Source organism: Actinospica durhamensis (assembly GCF_018139695.1).
Taxonomy (GTDB): domain Bacteria; phylum Actinomycetota; class Actinomycetes; order Streptomycetales; family Catenulisporaceae; genus Actinospica; species Actinospica durhamensis.
The window spans coordinates 1-17,203 of sequence record NZ_JAGSOG010000194.1; the positions used below are offsets into that span (position 1 = coordinate 1).

The 17,203-nt window shown below is 72.8% G+C and carries 14 protein-coding genes; 7 read left to right on the forward strand and 7 right to left on the reverse strand.

Annotation, left to right across the window (positions count from 1 at the left end):
• Both KDL01_RS28695 and KDL01_RS28700 read right to left on the reverse strand, forming a co-directional pair.
• On the reverse strand, positions 1-294 hold a 294-nt coding region (locus KDL01_RS28695), incomplete at its 3' end, for a DEAD/DEAH box helicase family protein (RefSeq protein WP_212531759.1).
• An 81-nt stretch (positions 295-375) separates the two neighbouring features.
• Complete coding sequence (locus KDL01_RS28700; protein WP_212531760.1) at positions 376-1,917, reverse strand: DUF2079 domain-containing protein; 1,542 nt, start codon at positions 1,915-1,917, stop codon at positions 376-378.
• Between the two features lie 117 nt (positions 1,918-2,034).
• Here KDL01_RS28700 and KDL01_RS28705 point away from each other — a divergent pair, with 117 nt between their 5' ends.
• Positions 2,035-2,715: a response regulator transcription factor gene (locus tag KDL01_RS28705; protein WP_212531761.1), complete on the forward strand. Its 681-nt coding sequence runs from the start codon at positions 2,035-2,037 to the stop codon at positions 2,713-2,715.
• A 250-nt stretch (positions 2,716-2,965) separates the two neighbouring features.
• The gene (locus tag KDL01_RS28710) at positions 2,966-4,396 is read left to right on the forward strand and encodes a sensor histidine kinase (RefSeq protein ID WP_212531762.1); all 1,431 of its coding nucleotides are present in this window, start codon (positions 2,966-2,968) and stop codon (positions 4,394-4,396) included.
• Positions 4,397-4,405: 9 nt separating this feature from the next.
• Here the strand turns inward: KDL01_RS28710 and KDL01_RS28715 are convergent, their stop codons facing one another.
• Positions 4,406-7,180, reverse strand: coding sequence for an AfsR/SARP family transcriptional regulator (locus tag KDL01_RS28715; RefSeq protein WP_212531763.1), 2,775 nt, complete (start codon positions 7,178-7,180; stop codon positions 4,406-4,408).
• A 193-nt stretch (positions 7,181-7,373) separates the two neighbouring features.
• A complete protein-coding gene (locus tag KDL01_RS28720; RefSeq protein ID WP_212531764.1) occupies positions 7,374-7,997 on the reverse strand; it encodes a TetR-like C-terminal domain-containing protein in 624 nt (207 codons plus the stop codon).
• Positions 7,998-8,133: 136 nt separating this feature from the next.
• Between KDL01_RS28720 and KDL01_RS28725 the strand changes: the two genes are divergently transcribed.
• Positions 8,134-8,916: an SDR family oxidoreductase gene (locus KDL01_RS28725; RefSeq protein WP_212531765.1), complete on the forward strand. Its 783-nt coding sequence runs from the start codon at positions 8,134-8,136 to the stop codon at positions 8,914-8,916.
• 72 nt (positions 8,917-8,988) lie between these two features.
• Here KDL01_RS28725 and KDL01_RS28730 read toward each other — a convergent pair whose 3' ends face one another.
• Together KDL01_RS28730 and bla are read right to left on the reverse strand one after the other, a co-directional pair.
• Positions 8,989-11,037 (reverse strand): S53 family peptidase, encoded by a 2,049-nt coding sequence (locus tag KDL01_RS28730; protein WP_212531766.1) that lies wholly within the window; start codon positions 11,035-11,037, stop codon positions 8,989-8,991.
• A gap of 214 nt (positions 11,038-11,251) precedes the next feature.
• On the reverse strand, positions 11,252-12,208 hold the full coding sequence (gene bla / locus KDL01_RS28735; protein WP_212531767.1) for a class A beta-lactamase: 957 nt from the start codon (positions 12,206-12,208) through the stop codon (positions 11,252-11,254).
• 84 nt (positions 12,209-12,292) lie between these two features.
• Between bla and KDL01_RS28740 the strand changes: the two genes are divergently transcribed.
• On the forward strand, positions 12,293-13,147 hold the full coding sequence (locus tag KDL01_RS28740) for a LysR family transcriptional regulator (protein WP_212531768.1): 855 nt from the start codon (positions 12,293-12,295) through the stop codon (positions 13,145-13,147).
• A complete protein-coding gene (locus KDL01_RS28745) occupies positions 13,140-14,042 on the forward strand; it encodes a serine hydrolase (RefSeq protein ID WP_212531769.1) in 903 nt (300 codons plus the stop codon). The genes KDL01_RS28740 and KDL01_RS28745 overlap by 8 nt, the downstream gene beginning before the upstream one ends.
• Positions 14,043-14,082: 40 nt before the next feature.
• On the opposite strand, the gene KDL01_RS28750 is transcribed toward KDL01_RS28745, so the two are convergent.
• Positions 14,083-15,039 carry a zinc-binding dehydrogenase gene (locus tag KDL01_RS28750; RefSeq protein ID WP_212531770.1) on the reverse strand — a complete coding sequence of 319 codons (957 nt, stop codon included), beginning with the start codon at positions 15,037-15,039 and terminating at the stop codon, positions 14,083-14,085.
• A gap of 99 nt (positions 15,040-15,138) precedes the next feature.
• Between KDL01_RS28750 and KDL01_RS28755 the strand changes: the two genes are divergently transcribed.
• Positions 15,139-15,681: an LOG family protein gene (locus KDL01_RS28755; RefSeq protein ID WP_212531771.1), complete on the forward strand. Its 543-nt coding sequence runs from the start codon at positions 15,139-15,141 to the stop codon at positions 15,679-15,681.
• A 167-nt stretch (positions 15,682-15,848) separates the two neighbouring features.
• Positions 15,849-17,203, forward strand: a 1,355-nt coding sequence (locus KDL01_RS28760; protein ID WP_212531772.1) for a right-handed parallel beta-helix repeat-containing protein, incomplete at its 3' end; no start/stop codon positions are given.

Sequence of the window (17,203 nt, forward strand, 5' to 3'; positions counted from 1 at the left end):
GCCCCCGTCCGCCGCCGCGAACCGCCGCCAGGTGCGCACCCACTGCCCCTGGATCGCCGTGTTCGGCACGAACACCACCACCGGCCGTCCCAGCCTGCGCGCCGACTCCAGCCCGACCAGGGTCTTGCCCGCCCCCGGCGGCAGCACGGCCCAGCAGCGCGACTGCCCCGCCCCGACCGCCGCCCCGATCCGGGCCAGCATCCGTGTCTGATAATCCCGAAACCCCTCCGGCCACCCGACCGCGGCGAAGCCCGTCGCGGCGGCTCGGGCCGAGCCCACCATGTTCAGTTCCATCGGATCACACACTGCCAGACGGGTACGACGCAGGTGTATCCCGGGCCGGGCGCTCGAGGCGTGCACCCGGCCCGCCCACCGTCACTGCTCGAGCAGCAGGTATCCGTCCCGGTCCGCCAGGGTCCGGTAGCCGTCCTTGCGGAAGGTCTTGATGAGCTGGGCCTGTTCGCCCGGCCTGAGCGGGAAGTTGTCCGGGTTCTCGGTGTCGAACAGGACGTACTCCGGCGGGGCGGCGGGGGTCTCCGGGATCAGCAGGTAGACGGTGTCGCGGTCGGTCAGCTGCGGGACGAGCTGGTCGCCGGTCGCGATGGTGACGCCGTCCGGGATCTCGGCCATGACCTGGCGCGCGGCGGCGATGCGGGCGGAGGTGCGCCAGGTGGAGGTGTGCACCAGGTTCCACAGTGGATAGTCGGGCACCAGCACGGCCGTGGCGACCAGGCTCGCGATCAGGGCCGTGCGGGCGGTCTTGGCGCTCTCCGGGTGGCCGGCCGCGCGCAGCCGGGCCAGGGCGTCGACGAAGCCTGCGAACACGATCGGCATCAGGACCGCGCTGTACTGGGCCGCGGTGCCCCAGTACGACTGGTTGTCGGACAGGAAGCGCCACGCCAGCGTCGGCACCGCCAGCAGCGTGAGGGGGGAGCGCAGCCCGATGAAGCCGGCCACCGCGAGCAGGAGCAGCACGGTCACGATCTTCGTCTCGGGGGTGACGAAGTTCAGCACGTCCCTGGGCGCCCCGAGGATGCCGCCCTGGAATGCGCCGATCTTGCCGGCGTAGCCGTAGGAGCCGTTGGTGTTGAAGGCGGGAATGAGGACCTTGACTTCCAGGACGGTGCCGAGGACGCCGGTGGCCGCGACGGCCGCGCCGAGGCGCCGGGCCCCGTGCAGCGCGATGTAGACGCCGATCGCGCCGAGGGTGAGTCCGAGGTCTTCCTTGACCAGCAGCAGCGGCAGTGCCCAGGCGGCGGCCGCGCGCCAGCGGCGGTGGCCGAGGGCGGTGGCACTGAAGGAGAGCAGCGGCACGGCGAAGGCGATCTCGTGCACGTCGAACCCGGCGGCGGACGCGATGCCCCAGCTCAGGCCGTAGCCGAAGCCCACGACCAGCGCGGCGGGCCGGCTCACCGCGCGCACGGCCCAGCGCATCAGCGGCACGACGCCGACGGCGAACAGCGCGGCCTGGGCCAGCAGCAGCGTGTAGGGGCTGGGGAACAGCAGGTAGAACGGCGCGAGTACGGCCCAGATAGGGGAGAAGTGGTCGCCGAGTTCGTTGTAATGCAAGCCTTTGAGCGCCACGTACGGCAGGTGGCCGTGCGCGTAGGCCCGCACGGTCTCCTCGAATATGCCCAGGTCGTAACCGCCGGTGAGCATGCGCTGCTGGTCGCGCACGGCCAGGGCCGCGTAGAGGGCGAAGGTGAGGGCCGCCGCACCCCAGGCGAGCGCGGAGCCCGGGCCGGTGAACGGGATGCGTACGATCGCGCCGATCCGGCGCAGGGCGCCGCGGATCCGGTCGGCCGGGTGGGCGGGCGCAGGCGCGCGGTGAGTGTCGGGCGTGGCGGGCGGTGCGGTCGTCGCGTCGGACTGTGGGGGTCCCGCGGGTGCGGAGTCCGGAGCGTCGGTCCTCGTCATGGTGGCCGTCCTTTCGATACAGCCACCCACCTTCGAGGAGCACTCCTGACGGGAACCTGACCTGAGCTGACGAATCTGTCAGAAAGGTTCTAAGAAAGTCGTGTGAACATGATGTGTGTGAGGTTGCTGGTGGTGGAGGACGAACGGGAGCTCGCGGCCGCGCTCAGGCGCGGACTCGGCGCGGAGGGCTTCACCGTCGATCTCGCGTACGACGGGCGCGAGGGGCTGTGGATGGCCCGGACCGGAAGGTACGCGGCCATCGTGCTCGATCTGATGCTGCCGCAGCCCAACGGATACAAGGTCTGCCAGACCCTGCGCCGGGAGGGAGACGAGACCCCGATCCTGGTACTCACGGCCAAGGACGGCGACTACGACCAGGCCGAGGCACTCGACACCGGCGCGGACGACTACCTGACCAAGCCGTTCTCCTACGTGGTGCTGCTCGCCCGGGTGCGGGCGCTGCTGCGGCGCGGCCGGGGCGGCGGCTCCGCGCTGCTGTCGGTGGGCGACCTGGTGCTGGACGTGGCCGCCCGCTCCTGCCGCCGGGCCGGCACCGCCGTCACGCTCACGCCCCGGGAGTTCGCCGTGGCCGAGGTGCTCGCGCGCCGGCCCGGCGAGGTGGTGTCCAAATCCGAGCTGCTGCACCATGTCTGGCCCGACGACGTCGAGGACGTCAACCTGGTCGAGGCGAGTATCAGCAGGCTGCGCCGCAAGATCGACCTGGCCTTCGAGCGGGATTCGCTGCGCACGGTGCGCGGCGTCGGATACCGGCTGGTGGACGACCGTGCGGCCCTTTAGGCGCTGTCCTGCCGATCTTGTGGCCACGCTGGAACGCGAGGCTTCAGCGGCATGGCAATGCGAAACGGCTCAGCGGCGAGCATGGGCGCCTGGCCGGAGCGCCTTCATACTGGTTGTCTGGGGGTGCTTCGGCCGGGCGGCCAGGCGAAGCCGATCAGGCGTTTCGCGCCGCAAGATCGGCAGGACAGCCCCAAGCCGGATCCGCTCGCTGCGGGCGCGCACGGCGATCGCGGCCGGGCTGGTCGCGCTGGTGTTCTTCTCCGCCGCGGCTCTGGAGGTACGCCACCTCGCCTACGACCAGCAGATGAGCCAGGCGCGCAGTGACGCCCGGCAGGAGGCTGACGCCATTCTGGCGAAGCTACAGCCGAACGGCTGGGTGATCAGCGACCTGCAGACCGGCAAGTATCCGTACGAAATGGTCTCCTCCCAGGGGCTGCTGGCCTCCAGCAGCCAGCTCAAGCCCTTCGAGGACGGCGGTCACAAGAGCCTGATGCCGCAGCCCCCGACCGTGTCCGGTCAGCAGATCTTCGGCTCGACCTCGGTGACTTTTCCGCGCACCGCCGCGTCCGCGGGCAGTGCGCTCGCGGGCCGGACGCTGACCGCGCAGGACGTGCTGACCGAGGTGGACGGCATCACCATGATGCACGGGGTCCCCCTCGCCTACGCGTACCCCGGCACGCGCGACTTCGTCGCCGTCCGCGCCTATGTGTTCGTCACCCCCGACGCCGCCGAGGCCGCCGAGAACGCGCTCGATCGCGTGCTGTATCCGGGCGTGCCGGCCGCGGCGCTGCTGGTCGCCGCCGTCGCCTACGTCGCCACCCGCCGGGCCCTGCGCCCGGTCGAGCAGATCACCGCGCGCACCGCGGCGGTGACCGCGTCCGACCCGCGCGAGCGCGTCACGGTTCCGGCCACCGGCGACGAGATAGCCCGCCTGGCCACCGCGATCAACTCCACGCTGGAGCGGCTGGAGGCGGCCTCGCGCACCCAGCACCGCTTCGTCGCCGACGCCGCGCACGAATTGCGCAGCCCGCTCGCGAGCCTGCTGGCGACGCTCGAGGTCGCCGAGAAGTATCCGGCAAAGGCCGACTGGCCCGCGGCCGTGCGCACCGCCGCGGGCCAGACGCGTCGTCTGCGTGCGCTGGCCGACGATCTGCTCCTGCTCGCCCGGCTGGACACCGCGCCGCAGACGTCGGGAAACACCTCGAGCGCCGCGTCCGCCCGCGCCGGGCGGCCGGTCGATCTCGCCGCGCTGGTTCAGGACGTGGCCTCGGACTTCGAAGGCCGCCGCGTCGCCGTGTCCGTACAGGACGACTCGCTCGGCGCCGCCACGGTCGAGGGCAACGCGGTGCGGCTGGAGCGGATGCTGCGCAACCTGGTCGACAACGCCGTCCGCTTCGCCGACGCTGCGGTGGTGATATCAGTGGCCGTCGACGACGGGCAGGCGGTGGTCACCGTCTCCGACGACGGTCCGGGCATCGCGCCGGCCGACCGCGAACGCGTCTTCGACCGCTTCACCCGGCTCCAGGACGACCGCGCCCGCGCCACCGGCGGCTCGGGCCTCGGCCTTGCCATCGCCCGCGAGATCGCCGACCGCCACCACGGCAGCCTGCGCGTGCTCGAGCCGGTCGGCGGCGGAGCCACCCTGGCCGCCCGGCTGCCGGTGGCCCGGCAGCAGGCATAGCGGCTCGGCTCAGTCGGTCTCCTTGAGCCCGGTCCGGATCGCCTCGGCCTCCCGCCGGTGCGCCAGCGCCGCGTCCGTCAGGCCCTTGTGATCCTCGTCGGCCGCGAGGTTGTCCAGCACCGGCGCGAGCCTGCGCAGATCGTTCTGCTCGCGCAGCAGCGCCGCGGCCCGGCCGCGCAGGTCGAGCGCCGCGTCGAGCTCGCCGCGGCGGCTGTCCACCGAGGCGAGGCCGTCGAGGCTGTAGGCCAGCCCGATGGCGTCCCCGCGCAGCTCGTGCGACTCGGCGGCGGCCTGGTACGCGGCCCGCGCCTCGGTCAGTTCCGACATCTCCAGCAGCACCCGGGCCAGGCTGTTGTACGCCATCGCGAGCGTCGAGGCGGAGTCGGTCTCCTTGGCGATCTCCACGGCCTGACGCAGCGCGTCCGCCGACTTCTCGTAGTCCCGCAGCCCCAGGTAGACGCTGCCGAGATTGCTCAGGCACGCGGCCTCGCCCGAGCGGTTGCCCAGCGCCCGCCTGATCACCAGGGCCTGCTCGAGGCTGCGCGCCGCGTCCTGGTAGGTCCCGCGTTCCGCGTGGGCGATCGCGATGGTGTTGAGCAGCGCGCTCTGGCCGTGCGCGTCCCCGCAGCGGCGGGCGCTGTCCAGGCCGCGCTGCTGGAGTTCGAGCACGTCTTCGAGCGAGGAGCACAGGATGACGTAGTTGAACAGCTTGAACGCGCTCTGCCAGGCGATCTCGTCGAGCCCGAGGTCGGCGGCGTGGTGGACGGCCGTGACGAGGTTGGAGTGCTCCGCGTCGAACCAGGCGAGCGCGGCCGCGTGCGAGTCGACCGGCGGGAACTCCCAGGCCGGGTCGGGTTCCAGGTCCAGCGGCCGGACCCGCCCGGGCGTCAGGACCATGATGAAGGTGGCCACCGCGTAGAGCGTCCAGGACAGGTGCCGGGTGACGATGGCGAGGGCTTCCTCCTCGCCGCAGTGGGCCCGGGCGCGCTGCGCGGCGTAGATGCGGACCAGGTCGTGGAAGCGGTAGCGGCCGAGCCGGTGCTCGGTCAGCAGGTTGTGGTCGGCCAGCGAACGCAGCAGCCGCTCGGCGGTGCGCAGGTCAAGGCTCGCCAGCGCGGCCGCGGCGTACGCGTCGAAGTCCGAGACGGTGGCCAGGCCGAGGCAGCGCAGCAGGTGCCGCTCCGGCTCCGGCAGCCGGGTGTAGGAGGACTCGAATACCGCGGTCAGATCCCGGTCGTCGTCCCTGAGCCGGTCCAGCCGCCGGCCCTCCTGGCGCAGTTCCTCGACGAGGTCGGCGACGCCCAGCAGGGGGCGGTGGCGCAGGTGCGCCGCGGCGATGCGGATGCCGAGCGGCAGCCGCCCGCAGAGCCCGGCCAGCTCGCCGGCCGCGGGGTCGTCCGCCGCGACCCGCCCGGGCCCCGCGGCGTTCCGCAGCAGTGCGACCGCGTCCGCGTCGGGCAGGGCGTCGAGCGTGAGCGAGTGCGCGTCGTCCAGGCTGATCAGCTGCCTGCGACTGGTGATCAGCACCAGGCAGCCCGCACTGCCCGGAAGCAGGGGCCTGACCTGCTCCGCGCCCGCCGCGTTGTCCAGCACGATCAGGGTCCTGGTTCCGGCGATGCGGCTGCGGAACAGCGCCGCCCGGGCGGCCAGGTCGCCGGTGATCTGCCGCGCCGGGACGCCGAGGGAGCGCAGCAGCTGCTCCAGCGCCACTTCCGGCGGCAGCGGCTCTAGACCCGCGGTGTGCCCGCGCAGGTCCACGAACAGCGCTCCGTCCGGGAACTCGGGGCTGAGCCGATGCCCCAGGTGCACGGCCAGCGCGCTCTTGCCGATCCCGGCCATGCCGCTGATCGCCGAGATGACCACCGTCTCCGACGCGCCCGTGGGCCCGCCGCCCCGGGCGATGGCGAGGACTTCCGCGAGCTCCTCGCGGCGCCCGGTGAACAGCCGGGTGTCCGCGGGCAGCTGGCGGGTGGGACCCGGTGCGGCGGGGCTCGCGGCCGGGCGGACCGGCGATACGGCGGGGGCCGGCGCCGCGTCCGGCTCGAGGGTCGGGTCGCGTCGCAGAATACGTTGATGCAGGTCCTGCAGCGCGGCGCCGGGGTCGGTACCCAGCTCCTCGGCGAGCGTGCCGCGCAGGTCGGCGAAGGTGGAGAGCGCTTCCGCGGACAACCCGTCGCGGTGCAGCGCCAGCATCAGGTTCGCGTGCAGGCTCTCGCGCAACGGGTACTGCTTCACCAGCGCCCGCAGTTCGCCGATGACCTCGCGGTGGCGGCCGAGCTGCAGGTCCGCCTCGATCCGCCCCTCCTGCGCCGTCATCCGCGCCTCGGCCAGCCGCATCGCCCGCGAGTGCCCGTGCAGCGCCGGCACGTCGGCCAGGACGTCGTCGCGCCACAGGGTGAGCGCCGCGTGGAACTCCTCCCGCGCCTGAGCCCACGTCCCCGCCCGCAGCGCCGCCTGCCCGCGTGCGAGTCCGACCTCGAACACGTCCGCGTCCAGCTCGCCCGGCTCGAGCCGCACGACATACCCGGGGGACGAGGTCTGTATCCGTGCGCCCAGATCCGGGCCGAGCGCCCGACGCAGCCGCGTCATGTGGTTGTAGAGCGCTCCCAGCGAGGAGGGCGACTGGTCCTCCCGCCGCCCGGCCTCGGCGAGTTGCTCGCGCGAGACGACCCGACCGGAGTTGAGCAGCAGCAGCGCCAGCAGCGTACGCAGCTTCGCCCCGTCGAGCTCGCGCCATTCCTCCCCGTCCGCGACCCGCAGTGTCCCGAGCAGTGCGAACCGCATCAGTGCCCCCCGTGTTCCGGTACCCGACCTACGCGAACTGTCCGACCGACCCGAGCCGTGTGACCTGCGTGCCGTGGGTGGCCCGCGCGGCGTACGTGGGCTGTGGAACTCCGCGTACAGGCCCGAAATCATAGCGCTGCGACGGCCTGGCGGAGCCGGAGTGACCACTGTGGGAGCGGTCACACGCCGTGCACTACGCCGCGATGCCGCCGAACAGGTTCGCGATGAGCGCGTCCGCGAACGCGGTGTCCACCGGATGTTCCGGCAGCGCGGGCAGCATCAGCCGGTGGTAGCAGGCGCCCCAGAGCTGGTCCACGATCGCGTCGAGGTCGGCCCCCGGGCGCAGCTGACCGGCTTCGCGGGCCGCGGTGAGCCGGTCCACCGCGAGCTGCCGACGGCGGCGCACGTACTGGTTCGAGAGCGCCTCGATCAGCTCCGGCTCGCTCTGCGCGGCGCCCACGATCTGCGCGATCGTCGCACCGCTGCGCTGGAACAGGCCGACCAGCGCGTGCAGCTGCGTGGTCAGATCGGCGCGCAGGTCGCCGGTGTCCGGAAAGGCCAGGGTCTCCTCGAGCGCGCTGAAGTAGGCCTCGAAGGCGAGCCGACCCGGCGTGCTCCACCACTTGTAGAGCGTCATCTTGCTCACCCCGGCGCGCCCGGCGACCTTCTCGAAGGTCACACCCCTGATTCCCTCCTCGAACAACAGCGCGCTGGTCGCGGCCAGGGCGGCCTGGCGCACGTCCTCGGCGCGGCGGCGGCCGCGGCCGGGCTTGAGCAGGGGCGGCGGGGGCGGGGTGTCGATGTCTGTCTGCTCCATGGGTCTGTCTCCTCGGTCACTCTAGTGCGGCCACGCCTCGGCCGGAGTGCCGCGTGTCCTGCGCGCAGAATATATGGACCAGCCGTACACTTGATGCTAGTGTACAACTCGTCCACATAACTAGAGGGAGCCACCGATGAGCACCGGCACCAGCACAGACGTCCTCGGCACCACGCCCGGCCACGGCGGCGCTCCCCGCGTCGCGCTCGTCACCGGCGGCTCGGGCGGGATCGGCACCGCCGTCTCCCGGCGGCTGGCCCAGGCGGGCACGGCGGTGGTCGTGCACTACTCCGGCCGGGCCGAGCAGGCCGAGAAGGTCGCCGCGGAGATCACGGCGGCCGGCGGTACCGCGCTCGCGCTGCCCGGCGACGTGGCCGATCCGGACCAGATGACAGAGCTCTTCGACACGGTCGAACGGCGCCTGGGCGGTCTCGACGTGGTCGTGAACACCGCCGGGATCATGCTGCTCGCGCCGGTGGCCGAGCTGAGCCTGGAGGACTTCGACCGGATGCACCGGGTCAACGTGCGCGGCACCTTCATCGTCTCCCAGCTCGCCGCCCGCCGGCTGCGCTCCGGCGGCGCGCTGATCAACTTCTCCACCTCGGTGACGCGGCTTCAGCAGCCCGGATACGCCGCGTACGCCGCGACCAAGGGCGCCGTCGAGGGCATGACCCTGATCCTGGCCCGTGAGCTGCGCGGCCGCGACATCACCGTCAACGCCGTCGCGCCCGGCCCGACCGCGACGCCGCTGTTCCTCGACGGCAAGAGCGAGCAGCTGGTCGAGCAGATCGCCAAGGCCGCCCCGCTCGAGCGCCTCGGCACCCCCGAGGACATCGCCGAGTCCGTCGCGTTCCTGGCCGGGCCGGGCGGGCGCTGGGTCAACGGCCAGGTGCTCTACGCCAACGGCGGCATCGCCTGACCCGGTGTGCGCGGCGGGGCTCCGCCGGACGATTCCGGCGGAGCCCCGTGCGCCCTGATGCCGGGTCAGCCGTCACTGCCACCAGAGGTAGGCGCCCGACGCGGTGCCGAGGCCGGTGGCGTCGTCGTAGCCGCGGGAGGCCCACAGCAGCCGGTCGTCGCCGAAGGTGACGAGCACGGCGGGCGAGCCCTGGTAGGCCGGCAGGATGTTCGCGACGTTCGTGCCGGGGCTGTGGCCGGTGACGTCGCGCAGCAGGACGGTGCGGTACTTCCCGTACAGGCGCGGGTTCGCGAACCCGGTCGGGGTGCCGCCGTGCGCCGCGATCAGGTCGGCCTGCAGGCCGGTGAACAGCGGGCAGGCCAGGCTGGTGCCCCCGATGTCGCTCTCCGCGTAGCCGGTGGCGCCGCCGGGCAGCGTCTGGGTCATGCCGATCAGGAAGCCGGTGAACGGGTCGGCGTCCATCGCGATGTCCGGGGTGACCCGCATCGGCTGGTCGGTCCTGGTGCGGTCCGGCAGGCTGGTGGCCAGCCGGTGGGAGACGATGGTGCGCTGGTAGCCGGGCTGCGCGAAGACGGCGCTGGTGCCCCCGCCGCCGCCGTACACCCAGCCCACCGGCTGCCACTTGCCGTTCGCCAGCACGAATCCGTCGGTGCCCCAGGAAGAGGTCCAGGCCACGGAGTCGTGCTTGTCGATCGCGACGCTGGTGCCGCCGACCGAGGTGGCCCACGGGTCCGAGGCCGGGAAATCGGCCTGCGGCGTGCTCGAGGTGTCGGCCTTGCCGCAGGAGGTCGCGGGATCCTCGGCGCCGCAGTCGCCCGAGGAGAAGCTGAACCCGATGCCCTCGATGGCGCCCTGCTGGAACAGGCTCGTGTACTCGGCCATCACGGCCGCGGCCTCGTCGCCGGTGGTCGAGTAGACCGGCTCGCCCCAGGAGTCGGACACCAGGTCCGCGCTGTGGGTGTCCACGATCTGGGTGAAGACCTTGAGGAAGTCGGCGTCCAGGCACGAGTCGGAGCCGTAGTAGTGCACCTGCGCGCCCGGTGCCATGGCGTGTACGGCCTCGACGTCGAGGGACTCCTCGCCCGCCCAGCCCGAGGGGCCGCCGCAGGCGGCCTCGTTCGTCCACTGGCCCGGGGTGACCGTCTCGGTGTACTGACCGGGGGTGAACACGGGATCGTGGTGGTTCGCGGCGTACGTGTTCGCGTCGGAGAGCATCGTGGGCGAGCCGTAGGCGTCCACGATCGCGACCCGCACGCCGTGCCCGGCGTGCGCCGAGGTCGCCTCGTCGACCCCGTACGCCGCGCGGAGCTGGGACGGGACGTAGCCGCAGATCGCGTAAGGGCTCTCGGTCTGGCCGGTGAACGCCGGGTCCGTGGTGTCCTCCAGCTGCCCGTAGTACGCCGAACACGGCGTCGGGCCGAGGAAGGGGGAGCCGTCGGAGCCGGTGGACTGCCGGGCCTTGGTGCCGGAGATCCCGGGCACCGTCGGGGTGGACTCCTCGCCGACGAGGCTGCCGCGGCGCATCAGCCTCGGCATGTCGTCGAGTCCGGTCACCGTCAGCACGTCGCCGGCGATCGCGGCCGGGACGCGCGCGTCCGCGTCCGGCGCGCGGAAGACCCGGCCGCTGACCGCGTAGTCGTGCAGCCGGGTGGAGAAGGCGCGCGCGACGACGGCGGCGGAGCCGGTCACGGTGAGCGAGCGGGCGTCCAGGGCGGAGACCGTCAGGCCGGCCACGCGGGCCCAGTCGCGGACCGCGGCGTTCTGCGCGACCGAGGTGCCGAAGCGGGCCTGGAACTGATCCGGCGTCAGGTATCTGCGGTAGCTCGCGCTGTGCGGATCGGCCACCGCGGCCGCGTAGGCGGCCATCCCGGCCTGGTCGCGGCCGGCCAGGTAGACCGTCGTGGTGACCTGGTCCCGGTCCGGCACCGAGCCGCGGTCGGCGGCGGACGTCGCCCAGGCGGGGTGGGTGCCCGGCACCGCGACCGCCGCGCGCGCGGTCGCGGTCGCGGCGGACGCGACGGCCGAGTCGGCGAGAGTGAAGGATCCGGCGAGCACGGCCGAGAGGGGCAGGACCGCGACGGCGCGCAGGCGCGGGCGCTTGGCATGGGATTTTGTGGACATGCCTGGATTTTTCGATGCGCGGCGACCCGACGACGGCGACGCAGGCGCGACGGGCCGAGGCACTCCCTCGTCCAGCGCTATAGGCGGATCAGCTGACCATCGGATGACCGTACTGATGACGGCGCCGAGGGTGGTACCGCGCCGGCCCGTCCGCCTCGGGCACCTGTGGGCAACACGGCACCGGCTGCTCGAGGCCGGTGACGAGGCCCCAGGGTCAGCCGAGCTGCTGGAGCGCGAGCTTGGTGGCGTCGGCGATCAGGCCGTCGTCCGAGCTCGCGTCCGCGGTGCCGCGGTGGGAGAGCACGGCGATCACGATCGGCGCGCCGTGGGCGGGCCAGAGCACGGCGATGTCGTCGCGGGTGCCGTAGTCGCCGTTTCCGGTCTTGTCGCCGACGCTCCACCCGGCCGGCACCGCGGCCCTGATGTACGGGCCGCCGGTCGTGTTCGCCCTCAGCCACGAGGTCAGCAGCGCGCGCCGCTGCGGCGTGAGCGTGTCGCCGAGCACGAAGGCGCGCAGGTCCTCGGCCAGCGCGCGGGCGGTGCCGGTGTCGCGCACGTCGCCGGGCACCGCGGAGTTGACCGTCGGCTCGGTGCGGTCGACGTCGGTGGTGGTGTCGCCCAGTGCGCGCAGCGCCGTCTGCAGCGCCGCGGGGCCGCCGAGTTGATCGAGCATCAGATTCAGCGCCGTGTTGTCGCTGACCTCGATCGCCGCGGTCATCACCGCCGTCAGGCTCATGCCGCCGGTCACGTGCAGCGAGGTGACGGGGGAGTAGTCGACCAGGTCCGAGGCGGAGTAGGCGACGGTCCGGGCGAGCTGGGCGTCCGTCTCGCGCCGCAGCAGTTCGCCCGCGGCCAGGGCCTTGACGGTCGAGCAGAACGCGAACCGCTGGTCCGCCTGGAACGCGACCGTGCGCCCGGTGCCGGTGTCCACGGCGTACACACCGAGCTGGGCGTGGTACCGGGATTGGAGCTGTGCGAACGCCGCGGTGTCGGTGTCGGTGTCGGTGGAAGTGGCGGCGGCGGTGCTCGTGTGGGCGGCGCTCGGCCGCGCGGCCGCAGGGGTCGTGTCCGGCGCCGAAGAGCACCCGGCCAGCGCCGCCGCCGCCAGGCCCAGCGAGGCCGCTGCCGGGATCAGCGTGCGCCCGGCGTTCCGCTTCGTGTATCTCCTCATGATCGGCAGCGTGGCCGCGATGTTCCATCCGGTCAAAGACCCCGGTGCGATGTTCCATGCCGTTTCGGCATACGATCTGGTCACATGGATCTCGTCGGCGCGTGTCGCGTCTTCGTCAGCGTGGCCGAGCGCGGCAGCTTCACGCTGGGTGCGGCGGCCGAACGCATACCGCAGTCGGTGGCCAGCCGCCGGGTGGCTGCGCTGGAGAAGCACTTCGGCCAGCCGCTGTTCGACCGCACCGCGCGCCGGGCGGTGCTCACCGTCTTCGGCCAGGACCTGCTCGGCCCGGCCAAGCGGCTGGTGCAGTACGCCGAGGCGCTCGACCACCACGCCGCCGAGGCCAAGCTGCGGCCGCTGACCCTCGCCGTGCCCGAGACCTGCGACGTCCGCCGCCTCGCGATGCTCGACGCCGCGGCGCGGGACGCGGACGTGGCCCTGGACCTGCGCTGCGCGGGCCCGGAACAGCGCGCGGCCTGGTTCGCGAGCAAGGAGGTGCGCGCCGCGGTGCGGGCGGTGCCTCCGGCAGAGGCGACCTGGGTCGTCCCGCTCGGGCTCGCCGCGGCGAGGGCCGTCGGAAGCCGAGCGGGAGGGGCGCGACTCGAATCGCTGCGGCCCTCCCGGACGGAGCCGACGTTCCGCCGCGTCTGGATCCAGCCCGAGGACGACGTGCCGTACGTGCGCGACGTGCTCCAACGCGCCGGGCACCGCGCGGCGCTGTTGCCGGCTCAGATCTCGGTCGCGAACTCGCTCATCGCCGCGGTCGGTGCCGCGCTGCGCACCGGCGACTTCGTGCTGGCCTCCGCCGACCAGGCGCGAGAACTCGGCCTGGCCTGGCGGCCGATCGCCGACGCGTCGCTCGCCCGCGGCTACACCGTCGCCGCGCACGTCGGCGAGACGACGGCTGACGATACGGCCGAGACGAGCCCCGCCCATGCGTGACAGAGAGCTGATCGCAGGGCTGCGCGACCGGCTGGCCGAGGCCGGACTCTCCGGCTCCTTCCTCGTGCGCAACCTGGCCACCGGCGAGGAACTCGGCATCGACCCGGACGTCGGCTACCCCATCGCGTCCCTGGTCAAGGTGCCGCTCGCGATCGCGGTCCTCGAGGCGGTCCGAGCCGGGCGGCTCGACGGCGCCCGGATGCTCGAGATCGCCCCCGACCGCGAGGCCGTCTCGCCGCCGATCGGCCTCGGCCGCTTCACCCACCCCGTGCGCATCGCGATCCAGGACCTGGTTTACCTCGCCGTCTCGATCAGCGACAACGTCGCGGCGGACGCGCTGTTCGCCCTGGTGCCGCCGGGCGAGGTGGATCGGACGCTCGCGGAGGCCGGACTCTGCGGCATCGCGGTGCGCCACCCGATGCGCGACCTCGTGGACGTCTTCGGGGCCGAGCTCGGCCGCGACGGGCTGCATCTCGCGCAGACGCTCGCCATCGGGGCCCGCACTCCCGGCGGCGGCCACCCCGTCGCCCACCTGGACCTCTCCCGTGCGAACATCGGCACCGCGCGGGCGCTGGCCGACCTGCTCCAGGCGCTGTGGACCCCGTCCGCGATCCACCCGCAGGTCGCCGAGCGTGTCCGGGCCCTGATGAGCGACGGAGTGCTGCAGCGCCGGCTGGGACCCGACTTCATCTCCGACGCGACCGGCTGGGCCTCGAAGTCGGGGACCCTGCTCAACCTGCGCCACGACGCGGGCGTCGTCGAACACGAAGACGGCGAGTCCTACGCGGTCGTCGCGCTGACCGAGTCCACCGTGCCCGCGGCCGCCCAGCCCGCGGTGGACGCGCTGATCGGCCGGGTCGCCCGCGCCCTGCACGACCGCCTGCGCGAGCACTGAGCCGGAGCACTGAGCCGCCCAAACCGAACCCCTGCGGCGCTCAGTCCCCGTAGCGCGCGATGAAGCGACCGACGACACCGCCGGCGCGCAGCCGGCCCAGCGCGTCCGGGATCTCGGCCTGGGTGATCAGGTTCATCGGGGGATTGAGGTCGCCCGAGCGCATCAGCGCGTAGAGCGCCTCGAGGTCCGCCTTGGTGCCGGACTTGGAACCCTTGACGGTCAGCTGGTTGATGATGATCGGGTAGGTGTTGACCGTCGCCTCCAGCCGGCCCATGCCGACCTGGACCAGGGTGCCGAACTCGGCGAGGGTCTCGATGGCGGCGGCGGTGGTGGTGCCGAATCCGGCGTAGTCCACGATGAGTTCGAGGCCCTCGTCCTTGAACTCGCCGATCGACTCCGCGACGTCCGCCAGGCCGATCTCGTGGGCCAGTTCCCGGGTCTTCTGGTTCACCTCCGCGGCGTACACCTCGGCGCCGAGCAGCACCGCGACCCGGGCGCCGATGTAGCCGAGACCGCCGAGGCCGATCACCCCGACCTTCTTGCCCTTCGCCGCGCCGCCCACGCTCACCATCGCGTGATACGCCGTCAGGCCGGCGTCGGTGGCCATCGCGCCGAGTTCGAAGGACACCTCGTCCGGCAGCCGCACCAGGTTCGCGTCGGTGGCCCGCAGGCGCGGCCCGAAACCGCCGTCCCACGCTCCGTAACCGATCGCGTCGCCGTCCGGCATCACCGGGGCGAGCCCGACGCGGTCGCCCACCTTCCACCGGTCCATGCCCTCGCCGACCTCGACGACGACCCCGGCGTTCTCGTGGCCGAGGGTCATCGGGATGCGGAAGAACAGCGGCATCCAGCCCCGGTCGTCCAGCGCGCTCACGTCCGAGTGGCAGACGCCCGCGGCCTTGACCTCCACCACGACCTCGCCCGGACCCGCCTGCGGCTCGGGTACCTCGTCGAGGGTGAGCGGCTTGCCGGTCCCGTGGAAACGCCACGACTTCATCGAGAACTCCCTCTGTCGCGCCCGATCATGCCCCGAACCGCAGCTGTGTTACCGGGGCCGAACGGATGACGTCGCGCCCGCCTCGGGTACGGTGGCCTGGTGCGTATCTGTGTCTTCCTGTCCGCCGCCGAGCTGCCCGAGCGCTACGCCGGCCCCGCCCGCGACTTCGGCGAACGGCTCGGCCGCGCCGGGCACACGCTGGTGTGGGGCGGTTCGGACGTGGGCCTGATGAAGGTCCTGGCGGACGGGGTCGAGCGAGCGGGCGGCCGGCTGTGCGGCGTGTCCGTCGACTTCCTGCGGGCCAGCTGCCGCAAGGGCGTCGACGAGATGGTGATCGCGGCCGACCTGGCCGAGCGCAAGCGGCTGCTGGTGGACAAGGCCGACGCGGTCGTGATCATGGTCGGCGGCACCGGCACGCTGGACGAGGCCACCGAGATCCTGGAGCTCAAGAAGCACGGCCGCACGGACAAGCCGGTGGTGCTGCTCAACACCGCGGGCTTCTACGACGGCCTCACCGAGCAGTTCCGCCGGATGGAGGCCGAGGGCTTCCTGCCCCGCCCGCTCGCGGAGCTGATGTACATCGTGCAGGAGCCCGCCGCCGCGCTCGCCTACCTGGAGGGCACGTCGGGCGCCCGTGCGTGACGGTGCGCGGGTGGCTGCGCAGATGACCTGCGGGCCCTGAGAATCCGGCCGCGTCGCCCGTATGGCCGCCGACCTGGCGCGTGTCGGACGAGACCTGCGCGGCGGCCGGGAGACGGCGAATCTATGGTCTGAGCGGACCGATCGAAGATCGACGCTCAGGAGCCTGTATGCGTACTCGTGTTCCGGTGCTCGCGCTGGCACTGACGTTGGCCGTGGCGGCGGCCGAACAGCTGACGGTGGGTGCGCCCGCCGCGTTCGCGGCCGGCGGCGACATCACGACCGTGTGCGCCGGAGCGCTGTCCGGGTCGACCTACACCCTCGGCGCGGACTGCGACACGACCGCGACCCTGACGGTGCCGGACGGGCTCACCGTCGACGGCGCCGGGCACGAGATCACCGCACACGACCCCGATCCCGCGGCCGGGCCGAGCGGCCTGTTCCTCGGGCCGGTGGTCACGAACGAGGGCGCCACGATGAACCTGACGCACCTGACGGTGCGCGGGACCGGGTTCACCTCGTTCGGCTGCAACGCGGGCGCCACCCCGACCGTCGGCGTGTTCTACCACAACGCGAGCGGCTCGATGAGCGGGCTGAAGGTCCTCGACATCACCCAGCACTCGACCTGCCAGACCGTCCACTCGATCCAGCTGCGCGCCGACACCGGGCCGCAGACGGTGAGCATCACCGGCAGCACCGTCGCGATCTACCAGCGCACCGCGCTGCTGGTACAGGGTGCTGTGACGCTGCACGCCTCGGGCGACACCTTCGGGCCGCCGGACCCGCTCACCCCCAACCCCGGCGGCCTGGCCCAGAACACGGTGCAGATCGGCTCGCCCGCGGTCCCCGAGCCGAGCTCCGGCACCTTCACCGACAACACCGTCATCGGCTCCTCCTTCGGCCGGCTGGGCGCCGCCTCGACCGGGATGCTGATCGCCGGCGCGTCCGGCCTGAGCATCCGGGACAACACCTTCACCGGGGTCGGGACGGATCAGGGCATCTTGTTCTTCGGCCCCAACAGCGACGTCACCATCGCCTACAACCGGATCGAGCGCACGGCCCAGGACCGGCCGGGCTTCGAGGACCACTACGGCTTCGGCGTGGACGTCGACGCCTCCTCCCGCCCGAGCACGACCCTGATCTGCAACACCTTCTCCGGCTGGAACCGCAACCTGGTGGGCATCACCCAGCCGCCGTGCATCACCTCCCCGGCCGAGCTGCCCTGCGTGACGGTGGACGAGCCCGTGGACCTGCACCTCGAGGCCTACCTCGCGGAGCACACGGACCTGATCTGGCACCTGACCTCGGGGGAGCTCCCGCCCGGGCTGACGCTGCATCGGGACGGCGTGATCACCGGCACACCCACCGCCGTCGGCACCACGACCGCGACCATCGAGGTCGCCGACCCGCAGGAGGGCACCGCGAGCCGGACGTTCACCTTCTGCGTCAAGGCGGCCCCGACGACCACGCCCACGACCACTCCGACCACCGGCACCCCGATCGCGACGTCCCCCACCACCTACCC